14 protein-coding genes are annotated in these 17,838 nt (G+C 56.8%); 12 read left to right on the top strand and 2 right to left on the bottom strand.

Features of this window, described 5'->3' with window-relative positions; translation table 11 throughout:
* Positions 1 to 16 precede the first annotated feature (16 nt).
* A complete protein-coding gene (locus tag JQ567_RS03610; RefSeq protein WP_212437518.1) occupies positions 17 to 859 on the bottom strand; it encodes an FkbM family methyltransferase in 843 nt (280 codons plus the stop codon).
* Positions 860 to 1,086: 227 nt separating this feature from the next.
* Between JQ567_RS03610 and JQ567_RS03605 the strand changes: the two genes are divergently transcribed.
* Positions 1,087 to 1,758, top strand: coding sequence for a methyltransferase domain-containing protein (locus JQ567_RS03605; RefSeq protein WP_212437517.1), 672 nt, complete (start codon positions 1,087 to 1,089; stop codon positions 1,756 to 1,758).
* A 31-nt stretch (positions 1,759 to 1,789) separates the two neighbouring features.
* Here the strand turns inward: JQ567_RS03605 and JQ567_RS03600 are convergent, their stop codons facing one another.
* The gene (locus JQ567_RS03600; protein WP_212437516.1) at positions 1,790 to 2,761 is read right to left on the bottom strand and encodes a lysylphosphatidylglycerol synthase transmembrane domain-containing protein; all 972 of its coding nucleotides are present in this window, start codon (positions 2,759 to 2,761) and stop codon (positions 1,790 to 1,792) included.
* A gap of 193 nt (positions 2,762 to 2,954) precedes the next feature.
* On the opposite strand from JQ567_RS03600, the gene JQ567_RS03595 reads away from it, so the two are divergent.
* The 11 genes from JQ567_RS03595 to JQ567_RS03545 all read left to right on the top strand — a co-directional run bounded on the left by JQ567_RS03595 (position 2,955) and on the right by JQ567_RS03545 (position 17,806).
* Entirely contained in the window at positions 2,955 to 4,238 is a 1,284-nt protein-coding gene (locus JQ567_RS03595; protein ID WP_212437515.1) for a nucleotide sugar dehydrogenase, read from the top strand.
* 19 nt (positions 4,239 to 4,257) lie between these two features.
* Positions 4,258 to 5,271, top strand: a complete 1,014-nt coding sequence (locus JQ567_RS03590; protein WP_212413326.1) for an NAD-dependent epimerase — start codon at positions 4,258 to 4,260, stop codon at positions 5,269 to 5,271.
* Between the two features lie 13 nt (positions 5,272 to 5,284).
* Complete coding sequence (locus tag JQ567_RS03585; RefSeq protein ID WP_212437514.1) at positions 5,285 to 6,697, top strand: mannose-1-phosphate guanylyltransferase/mannose-6-phosphate isomerase; 1,413 nt, start codon at positions 5,285 to 5,287, stop codon at positions 6,695 to 6,697.
* A gap of 155 nt (positions 6,698 to 6,852) precedes the next feature.
* Positions 6,853 to 7,200, top strand: coding sequence for a recombinase family protein (locus JQ567_RS38010; RefSeq protein ID WP_312017342.1), 348 nt, complete (start codon positions 6,853 to 6,855; stop codon positions 7,198 to 7,200).
* Between the two features lie 258 nt (positions 7,201 to 7,458).
* Positions 7,459 to 8,508: a glycosyltransferase family 2 protein gene (locus JQ567_RS03575; protein ID WP_212437513.1), complete on the top strand. Its 1,050-nt coding sequence runs from the start codon at positions 7,459 to 7,461 to the stop codon at positions 8,506 to 8,508.
* Positions 8,509 to 8,512: 4 nt separating this feature from the next.
* A complete protein-coding gene (asnB, locus tag JQ567_RS03570; protein ID WP_283816441.1) occupies positions 8,513 to 10,438 on the top strand; it encodes an asparagine synthase (glutamine-hydrolyzing) in 1,926 nt (641 codons plus the stop codon).
* 26 nt (positions 10,439 to 10,464) lie between these two features.
* Entirely contained in the window at positions 10,465 to 12,633 is a 2,169-nt protein-coding gene (locus JQ567_RS03565; RefSeq protein ID WP_212437511.1) for a bi-domain-containing oxidoreductase, read from the top strand.
* Between the two features lie 8 nt (positions 12,634 to 12,641).
* Positions 12,642 to 13,529, top strand: coding sequence for a bifunctional 2-polyprenyl-6-hydroxyphenol methylase/3-demethylubiquinol 3-O-methyltransferase UbiG (locus JQ567_RS03560; RefSeq protein WP_212437510.1), 888 nt, complete (start codon positions 12,642 to 12,644; stop codon positions 13,527 to 13,529).
* 75 nt (positions 13,530 to 13,604) lie between these two features.
* Positions 13,605 to 15,248 carry a hypothetical protein gene (locus JQ567_RS03555; protein WP_212437509.1) on the top strand — a complete coding sequence of 548 codons (1,644 nt, stop codon included), beginning with the start codon at positions 13,605 to 13,607 and terminating at the stop codon, positions 15,246 to 15,248.
* Between the two features lie 78 nt (positions 15,249 to 15,326).
* The gene (locus JQ567_RS03550; RefSeq protein WP_212437508.1) at positions 15,327 to 16,403 is read left to right on the top strand and encodes a hypothetical protein; all 1,077 of its coding nucleotides are present in this window, start codon (positions 15,327 to 15,329) and stop codon (positions 16,401 to 16,403) included.
* Positions 16,400 to 17,806 (top strand): MBOAT family protein, encoded by a 1,407-nt coding sequence (locus JQ567_RS03545; RefSeq protein WP_212437507.1) that lies wholly within the window; start codon positions 16,400 to 16,402, stop codon positions 17,804 to 17,806. The genes JQ567_RS03550 and JQ567_RS03545 overlap by 4 nt, the downstream gene beginning before the upstream one ends.
* Positions 17,807 to 17,838: the final 32 nt, after the last annotated feature.

The raw sequence follows: 17,838 nt of genomic DNA, 5'->3' as shown, positions 1-17,838 counted from the left end.
GCATGTGCAATTCGCTTCAATTGACTCGCGCGATGACATTGATGCTCTCCCCGTCGGCGATCAGTTTTTGCAGTTCACTTGCGGTCGACGGCATCGCGCGCTCGGTACGCTCGTCGTAGAGACGGTAGCCGTTGGGGATCAGGAACGAGAGCATTTCCTCCAGCGAAGCGCCGCGCTCGACGAGCACATAGGGCGCAAGCTCCATTACGAAAATCGGCCGTTGATCGCGAAGCAGTGCGGTAGCTCCACGAAGAATCTCGCACTCGAAACCATCGACATCGAGCTTTACCAGTTGCACAACGGGGTTGCCTGCTTCTGCAAGGACGCTATCGATGCTGCGGGTTGTCGCCGTTTCGGTCGCCATCGCCCGTCCAAGGTGTTTCTCATGAAGTTCGCCTTCCGGCATCAAGGGCCAGCTCGAATAGATGGCGTCCGGGAGAGTGTTGCCGTCTTGTGCCCCGAGGAAGCAATGGTAAGTACTGATCCTGCCGGCAAGTGCGGGGTTCAAATCGATGTTTCGGCGCAGCTTGCGGAATGCAAATTGGGTAGGTTCGAATGCCAGGACGCGACCGGCCGGACCGACGAGTCCGGCCAAATGCAGCGTGTGTGCGCCGATATTTGCGCCAATGTCGAGGACTGTCGACGAGGGAACTACCAGCCTGCGCAGGGCTCCCTTTGTGCCGAGCTCGAACACGTTGCCGAGGTAAATCGTAAAATCAATCGCCTGCGAGAGTTCAAGCTCGAACGTTGCGCCGCCGCGATTCACGATGCATTGGTCGGATCGGCCGACAAGCGCGCGCCCCAGATGGACGACACGATACATCGAGCGCGCCAAAGCAATTTTATTGGCGGTTTTCATGAAAAGTCCTGACTCCGAATTGACGATTGCTCGTACAGATTTGATCTTTCGGCGCTACGCATTTAGGCTCGCCGCTGCCTCTTTAGCGGACATTCTTGCGCTGCGAAGTTTGTAAGCATATGGAAGCCATAACGATGTATTCGGTGAATTGATAAATGTCCACCACACTCTCGCATGACCCTCACGCTTCCTATCGCAGTGTCTGGGCCACAAAGCCGATCCTGCGATTGGTCTACGAGGACTATTACCGCCGGATTGCCGCGGCGTGCGTGGCCGGAGAAACCATTGAAATTGGCGGGGGGATCGGGCAACTCAAGAACTTCATTCCCGCGGCCATATCTTCGGACATCCAGCATTCCCCCATGGTCGACGTGGTCGCGGATGCACAGAATTTGCCATTTGGTTCCGGCGCCATCAGCAACATCGTCATGCTCGACGTGCTGCACCATATCGAGTTCCCAGTTCTGTTCTTCCGGGAGGCCGAGCGTGTTTTGCGCGCTGGCGGCCGTTGCGTGATGATCGAGCCGGCGATTACTCCCGGGAGTACGGTTTTCTACCGGTTGATTCATCCCGAACCGGTACGAATGAGGGCAACTCCGTTTGCCGAAGGTTTGCCGAACCCCGAGCGTGATCCCTACGATTCCAATCAAGCGATCCCGACGCTGCTGGCGACGCGCGACCGTCTGCAATTCGAGAGGCTGTTTCCAAATCTCGAATTCGTCGAGGTGTCCTGGTTTTCTTTCTGGGTCTATCCGCTTTCCGGCGGGTTCAAGCGCTGGACGCTGATGCCGGAGTCGTTGGGGCGGCGGGTGCTGGCGTTCGAGAAGCGCATCGAGTCTGCGCTCGGTCGCATGCTCGGGTTTCGAACCATGATCGTGCTGCAGAAAAAATCTGCCTGACCATCGTCCAGCGAATCTAATTGCGGCGCCCTCAGCCTGTCTCTGGAAGTGCGTCGGGAGTCTTTGCAGCTTTCTCCGCGCTGAGTATCCAGACCAGTCCGCCAATCGCGCCTACGACGAAGGAGGATGCGCCGTAAAGCAGCGACACCATGGTGCCATCTGTCTGCACCAGGCCGGCGTAGCCGAATGCGACCATCATGGTCGCCTCCCGCACACCCCAACCGGCAATCGAAATCGGCAGCATCGTGACCAGCATGATCGGTGGTATGAGGAGGAACACCTGGCTGAAGTCAGCGGGCGCAGAGATCGCGCGCACGACACACCAGGCAATCACAACGGTCAGGACGTGCACGCACAGCGAAAGGATTGCAATCCTGGGTCCGCTGTGACGGTCGAAGAGGGTTCGATTTGCAATCAGTGAGCAGGCGTGGATGTGCCGTGTTGGCCACCACGTCCGAAGCCACTTCCACGGCAGGTGCCCCAGGAGCAGGAAGCCCAAACCGCCCGAGATAGCGGCAAGATCAATCAGCACAAGAGCAAGGCGTCCCCGCGAATCCCCGATCAGCTGATAACTCCAGGGGAGGCTGACAACCACGACCATCGCGAGCGCGATGAGTCCGATTGCGCGGTCGACCAGCACCGAATAGGTGGCAGCTCGCCAACCTGCACCGGTACGGTTGACCAGCCAAAGACGCAGGGCGTCTCCGCCGATGGTTGACGGAAGCGTTTGGTTGAAGAAAGTTCCGATCATGTTGAACTTGAAGGCTTGCGTTGCACGCAACGGAGCCCCGCAGGGACCGGAAATCTCCCGCCATCTCAAGGCGCCAAAGAAAATCTGGACGATGTTTACCAGCACCGAAAGTCCCATCCAGCCCAAAATCCAGGCAGGGCTGCTTTCGCTGAGGCGGGACTGGATCGCGGCAAAATTCACGCCGCGGAGCGCCAGATAGAGCAGGGCGCCGGACACCAGAATACGAGCAGCAAGAACCAGAAATCCGCGCATTCCGAGCCGTCGAGTTGGAGTGAAAGACGCCCTGCGCGCCGACCGCTATTTACCAGAAAGTGAAGGGTTATCTAGCCCTGTTATGGGTTTACGGCCGAATAGGCAATACGGTCCTTTTCGGCTATTGCTGAAGGCGCAGCACTGCGGGTAAACAGGCCCCGTCGTGGGGTATGACGCAGCTGGAAAACCATAAGTGACACATAGACGTAGCATAGCAGTTATCGGCTTGGGATATGTGGGATTGCCTGTTGCGGTCTCTTTTGCTCGGGCGGGTGTTCCGGTCGTGGGTTTCGACGTGGACCGTACCCGCGTTTCCGAGTTGCAGGCTGGCCATGATCGCACCCGGGAGGTCGAAGCCGATGACCTCCGACATGGGTCGCTGGCCTTCAGCCAGGAACTCGCGGACATCAGAAACTCTGACTTCTTTATCGTGACCGTACCGACACCCATCGACGACGCGCACAAGCCGGACCTTGGTGCGATGATTTCGGCATCGCGTTCGATCGGAAGCGTGCTCAAGAAGAATGATATCGTCGTCTATGAATCGACGGTCTATCCCGGTGCGGTGGAAGAAGATTGCATTCCCGTCCTGGAGCAGGCGTCATCCCTCAAGGCGGGTGTGGATTTTACGGTCGGCTATTCGCCCGAGCGCATCAATCCAGGCGACAAGGAACATCGCTTCGAAACAATCATGAAGGTTGTCTCGGCGCAGGACGATAAAACGCTGGATATCGTTGCGGACGTCTACGGGTCGGTTGTGACGGCCGGTATCCACCGTGCCCCGTCCATCAAAGTGGCCGAAGCCGCGAAGGTGATCGAGAATACCCAGCGCGACCTCAACATCGCGTTCATGAATGAACTTTCACTCATCTTCCAATCCCTCGGAATCGACACCGGCGACGTGTTGGCGGCCGCGCGGACGAAATGGAATTTCATGCCGTTTCAGCCCGGGCTGGTTGGTGGTCACTGCATCGGGGTCGATCCCTATTATCTGACCCATCGGGCCGAGAAGGCAGGTTACCATCCGGAAGTCATTCTTGCCGGGCGCCGGATCAATGATGGAATGGGGCAGCGCATCGCGCGCGAATGTATTCGCGGGCTGCTGCGCCGAAAGGGCAAGGCCGGAATTGTCACGGTGCTCGGTCTGACCTTCAAGGAAAACGTTCCGGACACGCGCAACTCTCGTGTGATCGATATTATTCGCGAACTGGAATCGTTTGGTCTGACCGTTCAGGTTCATGATCCAATGGCTGATGCCGCGGACGCTCGCCACGAATACGGTGTAACTCTGGTCGACGCCGACGCTCTTCGGCCGGCTGATGCCGTCATATTGGCGGTGGCGCATGATCTCTACACTGACGGAGGTTGGCCGCTGATTCAGAAATTGTTGAACGACGGTGCGGGATTGGTTCTCGACGTCAAGACCAGGCTCGACCGCGGCTCGCAGCCTGCCGGGATCGAGTTGTGGCGGCTCTAGGAATAAGGTCGGGAGATAGATGTCGGATACGATACTAGTCACCGGGGCCGCGGGCTTCATTGGCTTTCACGTGGTGCAGCGCCTGCTGGCGGCTGGCCGCAAGGTTGTTGGTCTCGATATCGTCAACAGCTATTACGATCCGAGACTCAAGGAGGCGCGTCTCGAAATTCTCAAGCGCGATCCAAATTTCGCTTTTGAGAAGCTCGACCTGGCTGATCGCGCGGCGATCAAATCGCTGTTTGCGCAGCACCGCTTTCCTACCGTTATCCACCTCGCGGCACAGGCGGGCGTTCGCTATTCACTTGAAAATCCGCACGCCTACATCGATGCGAACATCGAAGGCTTTATCAACGTGCTTGAAGGTTGCCGGCATAATGGATGCGGGCATCTCCTGTTCGCCTCATCGTCGTCGGTCTACGGCGCCAATACCAAATTGCCGTTTTCGGTAAACGACAATGTCGATCATCCCATCAGCCTCTATGCCGCTTCGAAAAAGGCCAATGAGCTGATGGCGCACACCTACAGCCATCTTTATCGCGTTCCGGCCACCGGCCTGCGATTCTTCACGGTCTACGGTCCGTGGGGGCGTCCGGACATGGCGATGTTCATTTTCGCAAAAGCGATCCTGAGCGGGACGCCGATCAAGTTGTTCAACCACGGCAAGATGCGCCGTGATTTCACCTTTGTTGAGGATGTTAGTGAGGCGATCGTTCGCTTGGTGGACCGGCCACCTCAAGGTAACCCGGACTGGTCCGGCGATCGGCCCGATCCTTCGAGCAGCGCGGCGCCGTGGAAGATCTACAACATTGGCAACAACAATCCTGAAGATCTCATGCATGTGATCTCGGTTCTGGAGAAAGAGTTTGGACGGACGGCCACCAAGGAGATGTTGCCCATGCAACCGGGTGACGTGCCGGCAACATACGCCGACGTCGAAGACCTGGCGCGAGATATCGGCTTCCGTCCTGCGACCAGGATTGAAGATGGTATTATGCGATTTGCCAGGTGGTATCGTGAATATCACAAGATTTAGCGGCAGGGCTTAAATGAACAAGCGCATCATTCCATTGATCATGTGCGGCGGCGCTGGAACCCGGCTGTGGCCGGCCTCGCGCGAGGTCCATCCGAAGCAGTTCCTGCCCTTGTTCGGGGCACGTTCGACGTTTCAGGATACGCTGATCCGGGTATCGGACGCGGCGCTGTTCGAGCGTCCTGTTATCATCACCAACAACGCCTATCGCTTCATGGTGCTCGAGCAATTGGCGGAGATCGGCCTGGAGGCCGACGTGCTGCTGGAGCCGATGCGGCGCGATTCCGGGCCTGCGATCGCGGCCGGCGCTGCCTTTGCGCAAACGCGCGACAAGGATGCGATCATTCTGGCGCTGGCGGCCGATCACGTGGTGCGCGACACCGCAGCCTTCGTCGCCGCCTGCCGCGAGGGGCTGACGGCTGCGCAAGCCGGGCACATCGTGACCTTCGGCGTACAGCCCGAGCGGCCCGCCACCGAATACGGCTACATCAGCCCCGGCGATGTCATCTCGGGGCAAGTTCGCGCGGTCGCAAAATTCGTCGAGAAGCCCGACGCAGAAACGGCGGCGGGCTATGTCAAATCGGGCTATCTCTGGAACAGCGGCAACTTCATGTTCCGCGCCGCGGTGCTGCTCGACGAATACCGCAAGGTCGATACCGCCAGCGTTCAGGCCGTCGCCGATTCCGTCGCCAACGCCGGCAGCGACCTCGGCTTCATCAAGCTCGATACCGATACGTTCGCTTCCGCCAAGTCGATCTCGATCGACTACGCGGTGATGGAGAAGACCTCGCGTACCGCCGTGGTGCCGGTCGCCTGCGGCTGGTCCGATGTCGGCTCCTGGCATGCGGTGTGGGAATTGTCCGACAAGGACGGGCAGGGCAACGCCGCGCGCGGTGCCGCCGTGTTCGAGGATTCACGCAATTGCAACGTGACGACCGACCGCGCGCTGGTCGCGCTCGAAGGCGTCGATGACCTCGTAGTGGTCGCAACGCAGGACGCGGTGCTGGTATCCAGGCAAAAGGACGCCAACGGATTGAAGCGGCTGGTCGCGACATTGAAGAACGTGGCACCGCAGGTGACCGAGGATCATATCAAGGTGCACCGGCCCTGGGGCTCCTATCAATCGGTGGACAATGGCGAGCGTCACCAGGTCAAGCGCATCATCGTCAAGCCGGGCGGCCGGCTCTCGCTGCAGAAGCACCATCACCGTTCCGAGCACTGGATCGTGGTGCGGGGTACGGCACAGGTGACCGTCAACGAACTGGTCAAGACCGTGCACGAAAACGAGTCGATCTACATTCCGATCGGCGCGGTGCATCGGCTGGAAAACCCCGGCAAGATCCAGCTCGAACTGATCGAGGTCCAGACCGGCAGCTATTTCGGCGAGGACGATATCATCCGCATTGAGGATGATTACAGTCGTTCATAGAGGGGTCGATAAGCTAGCGATCATTGGGAGCAATTCTGCGCTTGGGATACCCATTTTGTCCTATGGCCAACGAAATGCGCCGCCGATTGATCCTCGATCGGCTTTCGAGAAACCTCGCCTTCATAGCGACTTTGATGGATGCGGGGGTCTAGCTCATTGCGGTCGATAATCCTCACGCAAACAAAGTTACCATTCACATCCTCGCAGCCGTGGCGCAGCATGAACGGGAGATGATCGCGGAAAGAACGCGCGCGGCACTTCAGGCGGCGAAGGCGAGGGGTGTCAAAATTGGACGCAATGGCGCTGAATGCCTAGCGCCCGCTTATCGGGTAGCCGCTGCTGAACGGGCGATGAGTCTCGCTCCTGTTCTTACACAGCTAGTGAAAGCTGGCCTGTCTGCGAGACAAATTGCCGCCGAACTGACAGCTCGAAAGGTGCCCACCCTGCTAGGGGTGATGGCATGCCCAAACGGTGCTCAGGGCGGTGCATCGCGCAAAGCTTAAGGGTGTCTGAGGTACAGACCGAAGTGACGGAAGTCAGAGGCGACCGGTGGCAACGGGCAACAATCATCAGTTCGTCGGACCTCCGTCATCTTCATGTATAACCTATTGAAAAAACGTATATTTTGTAAATGTAGCGCATAGGGTCCCTAACTCGGCCCCAAACTGGTGTGTGTGTAACCGTTCCTGTGGCGTGGTTGCGTTGGTATAGCTGCCGTGCTTGGAAAGCCATTCAACCCTTCGGGCAATTAGGCATTAATCGTGGATCATAACGCGCCCAAGACAATTGCTACTTACCCTGCTGTTTCTGTTGTTTGTCCCCTCTTTAACGAAGAGGCGATTATCGAGCGCGCCGTTCAGCGCATGCTCATGAATCTCCGCCAGCAATTCGGCGATGCGTTTGAGCTGATTTTGGTCAATGACGGATCAAAGGATAAATCGCTGGAACGCTTGTTTGGCGTGCTCGTGGCCGAACGTGCAGAAAAGCAGGTCCGAGTGTTGTCTTATCCGATCAACCAGGGACGAGGGCGCGCTATCAAAATCGGTATCGACGAAGCGACGGCTCCTATCATCGTAACAACAGAGGCCGATTGCTCGTGGGGCGACGACATAGTTCAACGCTTACACGCAGAGCTAGTGGCTCATCCCGAGGCGGATTTTGTAATTGCGTCGCCCCATCGCGAAGGCGGAAGTTTGGTGAACGTATCACCCACGCGGGTGTTCCTGACTCAAGCAGGCAACAGGCTGATCCGTCTTTTCTTCGACAGCAGCGTCACGATGAATACGGGCATGACTCGTGGTTATCGCGCCGCCGTTATTCAACCGCTCCTGACGGAGGAGAATGGTAAAGAGTTTCATCTTGAGGTGCTTCTCAAGCTTCTTGGCCTCGGCTTTCGTGCGCGCGAGATCCCTGCCACTTTGACCTGGCTCGATGACAAACTCCAACGCGACGGTGCGGCCAAGCGCAAGTCATCTACGAAAATTTTCAAGACTATCACTAGCCATCTGCGCTTTATCGCTATCGCCCAACCTGTTCGGCACTTCGCATTCTTAACAGCGCTAATCGCTCTGCTCGGCTGCGGATTCATCGCAGCCGCTGTCGCCATGCTGGTCACGCATGCAGCGCCAGCGATCTATCTCGCGCTGGTCGGCCTTATTCTCTTCGTTATTGCTCTGCTTTTTGCAGGCTTTTCTATTTTGTTCTTTCAGCTACGAGAGCTCGCGCGAACAAATTGGATGCAAGGATACGGTGCGAGGACTCCGCCGACAGCAAAGCCTGCTGAATTGGTATTTCCCGTGAAAGCTAGCTAACGAGATGTGCGGTATTGTTGGGACAGCAGGCCGGTATGATCCGGCTTTGGTACGTCGCATGGCCGATAGGATTTCCCACCGCGGACCCGATGGCGCTGGATTTCACGATTTCCCAAGTGCCGAAATAAGCATTGGAATGCGGCGTCTTGCCGTTATTGACCTTAATACTGGCGATCAGCCGCTGCATGGCGATCAGAATCGCGTCCACATCGTCTATAATGGTGAGGTCTATAACTATCGTGAATTGCGTACCGAGCTTGAGAAGCTGGGTCATCACTTTATCACCACGAGCGATACCGAAGTTGTGCTTCATGCCTATCTAGCATGGGGGCGCAACGCCTGGGTGCGCCTTCACGGCATGTTCGCGATCGCCATTGTTGATGAACGTGGCAGTCGAACGAAGCTATTGCTGGTTCGCGATCGTCCGGGCATCAAGCCTTTGTATTTCTGCCGTCAGGGCAAGAGCCTGCTGTTCGCGTCCGAGATCAAGGCGCTTCAGGCAGACAGCGGGTTTTCGTCCGAGGTCGATCTGGCCGCAATCCGTTCGTATCTGTCTCTTCGATATGTGCCAGGCCCCGGTTCGCTACTGACTAGCGTCGAAAAGCTTGCGGCCGGGCATGACCTAGTTTGGTGCCAAGGCGACATCGAGGTGAAGCGCTGGTGGTTTCCGCCCGGCGCGGACTCGGTGGAAGCTGGCCTTGATATCGAAGCGGCCGCGGATCGCTTTGGCACGGCCCTGCGCGCGTCCGTTCACCGGCACATGATTGCGGACGTGCCGGTAGGCGCCTTCCTGTCCGGGGGCATCGATTCAAACGTAATTGTCGCCTTGATGGCCGAGGTTGCGGCTGGCCCGGTCAAGACGTTCTCGATCGGATTTCCCGATTTCCCCGATCACGACCGCGAGCTTGCGGCTCTAACGGCGCGTCGCATCGGAGCTGACCATCACGCGATCGATTGCCGCGCCGAGGATATGGCCAGCTTGCCGGAGATCGCTTTTGCGCTGGACGAGCCGGTGGGAGACGCGATTGTTGTTCCCATGTATGTGCTCGCGCGCGAGGCCCGAAAAGAGGTCAAGGTCGTATTGTCTGGTGAAGGCGCAGATGAAATTCTCGGCGGATACATGTTTCACCGCAAGCTTCAGCAAATTGCGCGAGTGAAGTCGTTTGTGCCGGCGCATTCGTTTCCAATTGCCGCACGCCTCGCCTCGATTATACCGGTCGCGATCCTTGAGAGACTTTTCGACTATCCTGGCGCGCTTGGCAAAGTGGGGCGTCGCAAGATCGTGTCCATGTTGGAGCGCATGGGTGATGCACCGCTGACGGATCTCTATCGATCGGCTGTGTCGCTCTTCGACGCGGATGATATCCGCGCGATGGCGGGAGGTCATGCGCTTGCCGGTGTGGCGGATCGCAGCGTCGGTCCGGTTTTAAAGAGATTACCCGGTGAAACGGCACTACAATCGCTGGTCGCGATGCAGTACCCCGATTGGCTACCAGACGACATTCTTATGAAGGCCGACAAGATGACCATGGCCCATTCGCTCGAAGGGCGGGTACCGTTCATGGACGAGTTCGTCATCGCAGCCGCGGCAGCCTTGCCGGATGCGACCAAATTGGGGGCGTCCGGCAACAAGCTTGCGTTGCGGCGCTTCGGAGTTGGTCTCCTGCCGTCGGAGGTCCTGCAGGCTCCTAAACGCGCATTCTACATTCCGCTTGAGGCGTATGCGACAACCAAGCCTCTTGCTGATATTTTCGATTGGGCTCTCGATCCCGTGCGTGTCAAGAAGCGCGGTCTCTTCAGTCCTCAATGGATTGCCGCGCAGCGCGCTGCGGATCCTGCCCAAGGTTTTTTACCACTCAAGCGGTTGTTCTCGATCGTGATGCTGGAGCTGTGGTTCGAACGATTCGCGCCGTCTTCAAGCTGGACTTGAACTGCGCGTTAATACAGAAGGTGCCTATGAAGATTGTGGTGCAAAATTTCAAGTCTGGCGTTTTGTCGGTCGCCGATGTTCCCGCGCCGCGTGCGGGTGCCGGTCAGGTTCTCGTTCGGGTGCATAGTTCGCTCATCAGTTCCGGCACCGATCGCGCGATAATCGGCTTGGGCAAGAAGGGTTATCTCGGCAAGGCTCTGGACCGTCCCGATCTTGCGATGAAGGTGATAAACAGGGCGCGCACCGAAGGCCTTTGGCCAACGTATAAAGTAGTGAAGAATCTGATCGCAGAACCGATCCCACTCGGATATTCCCTTGTCGGCACCGCGCTGGAGGTTGGGCGCGATGTGAACGACATTTCGGTGGGCGATCGCGTTGCTTGCGCCGGCCTTGGTTTTGCAAATCATGCGGAGTTGGTGGCCGTTCCCAAGAATCTCTGTGTTCGTGTGCCAGCAGCGGTTACCGACGAACAAGCCAGTTATGTGACGCTGGGCGCCATTGCACTCCACGGCTTGAGGCAGGCGGATCAGCAACTGGGAGCGACTGTTCTGGTCGTAGGATTGGGCTTGGTCGGTCAATTGACCGTGCAGTTATGCGTCGCTGCGGGTATGCGGGTTGCGGGCCTCGATCTCGATTCTCGCAAACTCGATATGGCGCGAGCCGCCGGTGCGACCGTTGCCACAATACCGTCTGATCCCGCGCTTGCGACTCAGATAGCCACGATGACAGGTGGTTTTGGTGTGGATTCAGTTTTGCTAACTGTGGGTTCGCGCGATAGCGGCGCAGTTTTCGAAGATGTTGCGAAGCTGTGTCGTGACCGGGCGCGCGTAGTCGTGGTCGGCGATGTCAAGATGGATATAGCGCGTCGAACCTATTTCGAGAAAGAACTGGAGATTCTTCAGTCACGCTCATACGGACCGGGCCGATATGATCCCGCCTATGAAGCGAAAGGTCAGGATTATCCGATCGGCTATGTGCGCTGGACTGAGCGGCGCAACCTCTCAACGTTTCTTGAATTGATTGGTGATGGCAGGTTGGATCCGGCGCGGCTTACGACTCATAAATTTTCAATCGCGGATGCAACCGAGGGCTACGATCTGGTCACCGGCAAGAAACAGGATTTCAGCGTAGGCATTGTCCTTGAGTATCCATCCGAAATGAGTCCCTCGAAGTCGCTTGCTCTTTCGGCATCGCGACGGCCCGTATCCGGTCGGATTGGCCTTGGTGTCATAGGGGCAGGAACGTTTGCAAAAGGTATCCTGCTGCCCGCTTTGATGGACGCTCAGGCTTTCCACATGGTCGGCGTAGCTACCGGAAAGGGCATTTCGGCAAAAAGTGTTGCCGAGCGATATGGCGCCGGCATGGCCCACAACGATGCAAATGCTTTGCTGGATGATCCCTCCGTTCAGGCGGTCGTCATCGCTACCCGTCACGACAGCCACGCGCGTTATGTGGTCGAAGCTTTGAACCGGGGCAAGCATGTCTTTGTCGAGAAGCCGTTGGCAATCTCGCGCCAAGAACTTATCGATGTTGAGGCAGCGGCGCGCGCCTCTTCATGCACGTTGACTGTCGGTTTCAACCGGCGGTTTTCACCTTTAGTGCAAGCGATGGCTGGGCATTTCAAGGGGCGCTCGGAACCAATGGCTATGCTCTATCGCATCAACGCTGGCCGTATTGCACTCAAGTCTGAACTCGGCTGGGTACACGATCGGGAAAGTGGTGGCGGCCGAATTATCGGTGAGGCCTGCCATTTCATCGATGCGATGCAGAGCGTCTGCGGTTCACTTCCAGAGTCTGTTCAAGTGGCCCATGTTAGTCCGCGACGTTCTGATGTTGCCGCCGACGATATCGTTACCTTTACGGTGAGATTCCAAGACGGGTCGATTGGCACCGTGCACTACTGGTCGAACGGTGACGCTAGCTATCCCAAGGAACGGTTCGAAGCCTTTGCGCAAGAGCGCATGGCGCTGCTGGACAATTTCCGTGCACTCGATCTTGTGGCCAAAAACAAAACATCGCGCCGCCGCTCTTTGAATGTTGACAAGGGATTTGCGGCGGAAGCGGCCGCTTTCGCGGAGGCTTGTCGAACGGGCAATCCCGCAATTTCGATCGAAAGCCTGATTGCAACCACCGAGGTTACCCTCGCAGTCACCGAGGCCTTGCGGGGCGTTGGATCCGAAGATGAGATTGAGTGAGCGGACGCATGACAAGGGAGATCGTGCCATGCGTTGTTTGCGGTTCGTCTGACCCGCGGCCGTTGCGAGTTTCGCTGGGGTACGGCGGCATCCGCGAGTGCGGCAGTTGCGGATCAGGATTGCTGGAACCGCGTCCCTCCGCACCCGATCTGATGGCACTGCATGGCAGCGACGAGTATTTCAACCATCCGTATTTCATCGCGCGGCGTGAACTGACTCCCTTGCTGCGTGCGACATGCGAGGCAAAACTGTCGCGGGTCGAGCGCCAAATCGGCGCGCTTGACGGCAAAGCTCTGGTCGATGTCGGGTGCGATCTCGGAATCCTCGTCGCCTATGCCGTAGAAAGTCGGCATATGACAGCGATCGGCATCGACATCTTTCCTAAGGTGGTGGAGCTCGGCCGCGCCGCGGGCCGCGACTTGCGGGTCGGTACGCTGGAGACCGCTGCGTTGGCGGCATCTAGTGCAGACATAATCTGCGGATTTGATCTCATCGAGCACGTCGATAATCCTGATCGCTTCCTCCGCGAAGCATTTCGTGTGCTGAAGCCAGGCGGCACGCTGGCGCTGGAAACGCCAAATTACGATGGCCTCGTCTATCGGATCGGCCGGGGGCTTGCGAAATTGTCTGGATTGCTGCGGCCTCTGCAAGAGCGTCTCTGGCCGCCCTTTCATGTTCAGTATTTTACTGAGGCGTCGCTGGCGGCGTTGTTGCAGAAAACAGGCTTTGAACAAGTGAAAATAGAGGGCCGCGAGTTGGAATCGTCTGAGCTGGCTGTAGCGCAGCCCGTTTTGCGTGTTGCGGTGCAGAGCGTATTCGCGCTCGCGCGCCGCGTTGGCTCCATGACTTTGCTGACAGCGATTGCCCGCAAGCCGTTGAATGACATCAAGGCCTGATGTTCTTCGAAGCATGTCGGTCGTCGGCGCGAGCATGCTTGTTGTAATTAGAGGTGGCAAAAGATGAGCGGGCCAATGGATAATTCGGACAGTTATCTCGCCGCCATCCGGCCGCTGTTGGGCCGTGCCCTTTCAGGTCTCGATGCCGAGCCAACATCGCCGACACACGGTAGCTTCGATCGAACGTGGTGGTGCTGGAAGTTTACCGATTTTTCTGCCACCCGCTTCCAAGAAGGCGCGCATCTGCTTGGCTGGCTGGCGTCATCCCCAAGATCGCCGGCGCCTGTCGAAGCAAGAGGCCGCATGACAGAGCTTGCCGGTGGCGCCCTGCGTTTCTGGACAAGGCTTCAGCACAGCGATGGCAGTTTTGACGAGGCTTATCCGTTTGAGCGCAGTTTGGCCGCGACGGCGTTCACCGGCTTCTATCTTGGAATCGCGCTGGAGCGGATACGGGACAGGGTAGACCAGGCGACGGAGCTGAAAACACTTTCGTCGATCGAGCGTGGGGCGACTTGGCTCGCAAATAATGGCGAACATCATGGTATCCTCTCCAACCATCTCGCGGCGTCCGCGGCTGCCTTGCAGGTGGCGGGTGACGTCATCGGCACTGACAAGTTTAAGGCCGCGCGGGATCGCTATCTCGGCGTGATTTACAAGCATCAGCATCCTGATGAAGGATGGATGAAAGAGTATGGCGGTGCGGATCCGGGCTATCAAAGTCACGGGATGTTTTATCTTGCCGAGATCGAACGTCGGACCGGCGATAAGGAGCTGTTCGGGCGTCTGATCCGTGCTAGCGATTTCGTGAGCTGGTTCGCTCATCCGGACGGCAGTCTCGGGGGAGAGTATGCGAGCCGAGGAACGAAGTTCGCTTATCCCGCTGCATTCGAAATGCTGGCAGCGCGTGTGCCATCATCTGCCGCGGTTGCCAAGCACATGCGCGAGAGATTGTCAGCGGGTCGCGGCGTAGGTGCGCAAGAGATGGACGCGTGGAATCAGTTTCCGCTGCTTAACAACCTGCTTTTCGCCGCGGATGCCGCTGGCGATCTTTCGCATGCGGCGGAGCTTCCCTGGCGGACTCGAGGTGCTGTCGCAGTGTTTGCGGATGCCGGCCTTGCCATAGCAAATGCCAATAATCGCATTGTTGCGATGGGTGGCCAGATGGGTGGCTCGGTCAAATTGTTCGAGATGACAGGCGCTTTGATCTATGAGGACTGCGGATATGCTGTCGCGTCGCCGAAAGGCTTCGTAATCAGCCAGGGTGAGGGGCGCTGCCAGATCGAGACCGATCGCGAGCGTATGCTGCATGTTGATGTGGAAACTGCCTTTCGTGGCATTCCCTCGATGCGGTTCGATCCTTGGCGATTCGTCGCGTTCCGACTCTTCACCACCACGCTGGGGCGCTTCCCTGTTGTATCGCGCTGGCTCAAAGACCTGCTGGTCACGACGCTCATTCGCAAGAAAAAGAGTCATCCGGGCCGGCTGCATCGGCGCATTTCCGTCGCGAAAGACGGGAAGATAACCATCGAGGATCGGATCACAGGTGTGAGCGGAGCGCCTATTCCCGTGCCGCGCCATGTGCCCTTTCATATGGGATCATCACGGTACGCGGATTTTGAGGATTGGTGTGGTGCGCATGTCGCATGTAAGCCAGCGAAACCGCTCAGCGACGGATCCCAAGAACCGCCTACCTATCATCGACATATAGAGCTGACCTGATGCCGCGAATAATCTTGAACATCGGCTGGAATCTAGCCGTCCGGCTCCTTAAGGTCATGTGCCATCACCGATAGAATGATGCGATCATCAAAAGCAATTGTCTTGATCGAAGTTATCTGTGCCAGCGCGTTGGCTTTGGTAACTATTGTGGCAATTGAATCAACACTCCGAAGCAAGCCAGTTCTTCAGTGGCTCGATCACAACAGGCCTCCTTACATACCCAGAAGTGGGTTGGTTGATATCAGGCTTCACGTTGAAAAGCAGATGGTGCACCTCGAAGCCTTGGCGCGAGAACCAGAACGAAGAGTTTCGTTCGTTGGTAGTAGCTCGGTCGTCAATGGCATAGACGAGTACGATGTCAAAGCAGCGCTAAAAGCGGCGCCCAAACTTCAGCCGAGAAACTTGGGGCTCACGGGTATGCTGGCTAGCGAGCTTTCGCCGCTACGGTCTTTGCTTGTTTCGGATGGCACGGTGGCCGTGGTGTATTTGTACAACGGCTTTTCCTTTTCTGATGTCCGCAATCCCGATGCTATCGATGCCAGAGGGAGTGCAATTGATGACCTAAAGCATGAGCCGATTGCGTGGTGGCAAATTCGGCGCGCAGCTCGCTTTGGTGAGCGGCTGCTATCAGAACGCCTTTGGATCCGGCGCTATCGAAATCTCATTATTTCGTATGTTGAACGCTTGCTTGCGTCGGATATTGAACCGCTGAGGTCGCCCTTTGACTATTCTGTTGACCGCCCGCCGCCTCCAATCAGCGAGCGGACCAGAGTGCCACGGCCGCCCGTTTCATCGGAAAATTGGGTGCGTCGCGCCTACATTGAGAGCTCGGAGCGCGACACTACACTTGGCTATTCAGCACTAAGCTCTTTTTGCGATGATCTTAAGCGAAATAACATAAGGCTCATCATATCGGCGGCCCCGGAAGCACTTTTTGGCCGAACCAATCCATACGCTGTTGGAATTGACTTCGATGCGATCGATGCGCGCATCGAAAAGATTTCGAAGCAGTGTGGCGCTTACTACATCGGTCGCGACAAAGTGTTTGAAGATGATGATACAAATTTCGTTGATGAAGTGCACTTGTCTGCCAAAGGGCGTGAGAAATATAGCAAAGCCATCGGCGCAAAGGTTGATGAGGTGCTTGGCCGATGAGTTTTCACTCCATTGAATTCCTTTTGCTTCTTTCGGTAACGTTATTTGTTTTAGCTGCTGTAACGCATACGGCTAGACCGTGGATTCTGGTAATTGCAAGTTACTTGTTTTATGCGGCCGGGTCGCTCTTTTGGCTGTCGATCCTGGTTGCAATGACGTTGCTGAATTTCGGATTGGCAAAGCTGACCGAACGTGGATCGGCCAAAGGTAACAGCGGGGCGCTCATAATCGGCGTCGTAATCAACGCCGCGCTGCTTGCCTCTTACAAGTATGCTGGATTTCTCGCGGAGACTTTTAACTCGATTGCGGGCTGTAAGTGCCTTCCGATAGTTTCCCTGGAACTGCCGTTAGGTATTAGCTTCTATGTGTTCGAGTCGATCAGTTATATTGTCGATGTGCACCGTAAGCGTATGCCTGCGGTCAGGCGGCTGCGTGATTATGCTCTGTTCATTTCGTTCTTTCCCCATCTTGTCGCGGGGCCAATAGTTCGAGCTGCCGACTTCGTTCCGCAAATCGAAACCGCGAAACCATTTGATCCTTATGCCTCCAGGCGCGGTCTTGAACTAATCGCTGTTGGCTTTTTCAAGAAGCTCGTTATCGCGGACAACCTTGCGCCGTTTGTAGATCGAGTTTTCCTCAACCACGCTGCATATGGCGGAGGCGTCTTGTGGATTGCTTGTATTGCGTTCGCCATCCAAATCTATTGCGACTTCAGTGGATACACGGATATTGCGCGTGGCATTGCGAAGTTGCTTGGCTTTGAGCTGGCCTTGAACTTTGACTGGCCCTATTTCAGCCGATCAATCCGCGACTTCTGGCGCCGGTGGCACATCTCTCTTTCATCGTGGCTCCGCGACTATTTGTACATTCCGCTCGGAGGAAACCGAGGCGGTCTAACGCAGTTCGCTTCAGCCGTAACGGTTACATGGTTTTTGGGTGGATTGTGGCACGGAGCTTCTTGGACTTTCATACTCTGGGGAATTTACCACGGCGCGTTGGTCACCGCCGCCGGCTGGTCGCGTGGCTCCCGAATCGGAAGCTTGTGGGAACATGTACCCGCTCCGCTACAAATGCTGATAGTTTTCCTGTCGGTTGTTGCTGGTTGGGTTCTTTTTCGCGCAAAAACGATCGTAGATGCAATGCAAATCTGGGGAGGGATGCTTGGCCTTGGATCAATGCCGTTCAGCGAAAAGTTCGATCGCGTGTCGCCGCTGCTAATTGTTGGGATGCTCATAGCGGCCTTAATGCATTCCATTACTTATCGGCTACGACGACACCAGGATAATGTTTGCGCAATCGGAGCTGAAAGCGTCACGCTAAGAGTCGTGGCGATCGCAGCAATAATTGTTGGCTGCTTCCTTTTAGCAGGCACTTCTCAAACGTTTATCTACTTCCAGTTCTAGATTCAGTTCAGAGATTGCCGACAAACGCGGTC

The sequence above is a fragment of the Bradyrhizobium sp. AUGA SZCCT0431 genome (assembly GCF_018131065.1).
GTDB lineage: Bacteria > Pseudomonadota > Alphaproteobacteria > Rhizobiales > Xanthobacteraceae > Bradyrhizobium.
Note: the sequence above shows the minus strand (reverse complement) of the source record. Positions and strands in the feature narration are given on the sequence as shown.

Bases quoted from the DNA above. Each gene is read 5' to 3' on its own strand.
- JQ567_RS03560 (WP_212437510.1), top strand. From the start codon at position 12,642: ATGACAAGGGAGATCGTGCCATGCGTTGTTTGCGGTTCGTCTGACCCG.
- JQ567_RS03550 (WP_212437508.1), top strand. From the start codon at position 15,327: ATGCGATCATCAAAAGCAATTGTCTTGATCGAAGTTATCTGTGCCAGC.
- JQ567_RS03610 (WP_212437518.1), bottom strand. From the start codon at position 859: ATGAAAACCGCCAATAAAATTGCTTTGGCGCGCTCGATGTATCGTGTC.
- JQ567_RS03545 (WP_212437507.1), top strand. From the start codon at position 16,400: ATGAGTTTTCACTCCATTGAATTCCTTTTGCTTCTTTCGGTAACGTTA.
- JQ567_RS03555 (WP_212437509.1), top strand. From the start codon at position 13,605: ATGGATAATTCGGACAGTTATCTCGCCGCCATCCGGCCGCTGTTGGGC.
- JQ567_RS03585 (WP_212437514.1), top strand. From the start codon at position 5,285: ATGAACAAGCGCATCATTCCATTGATCATGTGCGGCGGCGCTGGAACC.
- asnB (WP_283816441.1), top strand. From the start codon at position 8,513: ATGTGCGGTATTGTTGGGACAGCAGGCCGGTATGATCCGGCTTTGGTA.
- JQ567_RS03590 (WP_212413326.1), top strand. From the start codon at position 4,258: ATGTCGGATACGATACTAGTCACCGGGGCCGCGGGCTTCATTGGCTTT.
- JQ567_RS03600 (WP_212437516.1), bottom strand. From the start codon at position 2,761: ATGCGCGGATTTCTGGTTCTTGCTGCTCGTATTCTGGTGTCCGGCGCC.
- JQ567_RS03565 (WP_212437511.1), top strand. From the start codon at position 10,465: ATGAAGATTGTGGTGCAAAATTTCAAGTCTGGCGTTTTGTCGGTCGCC.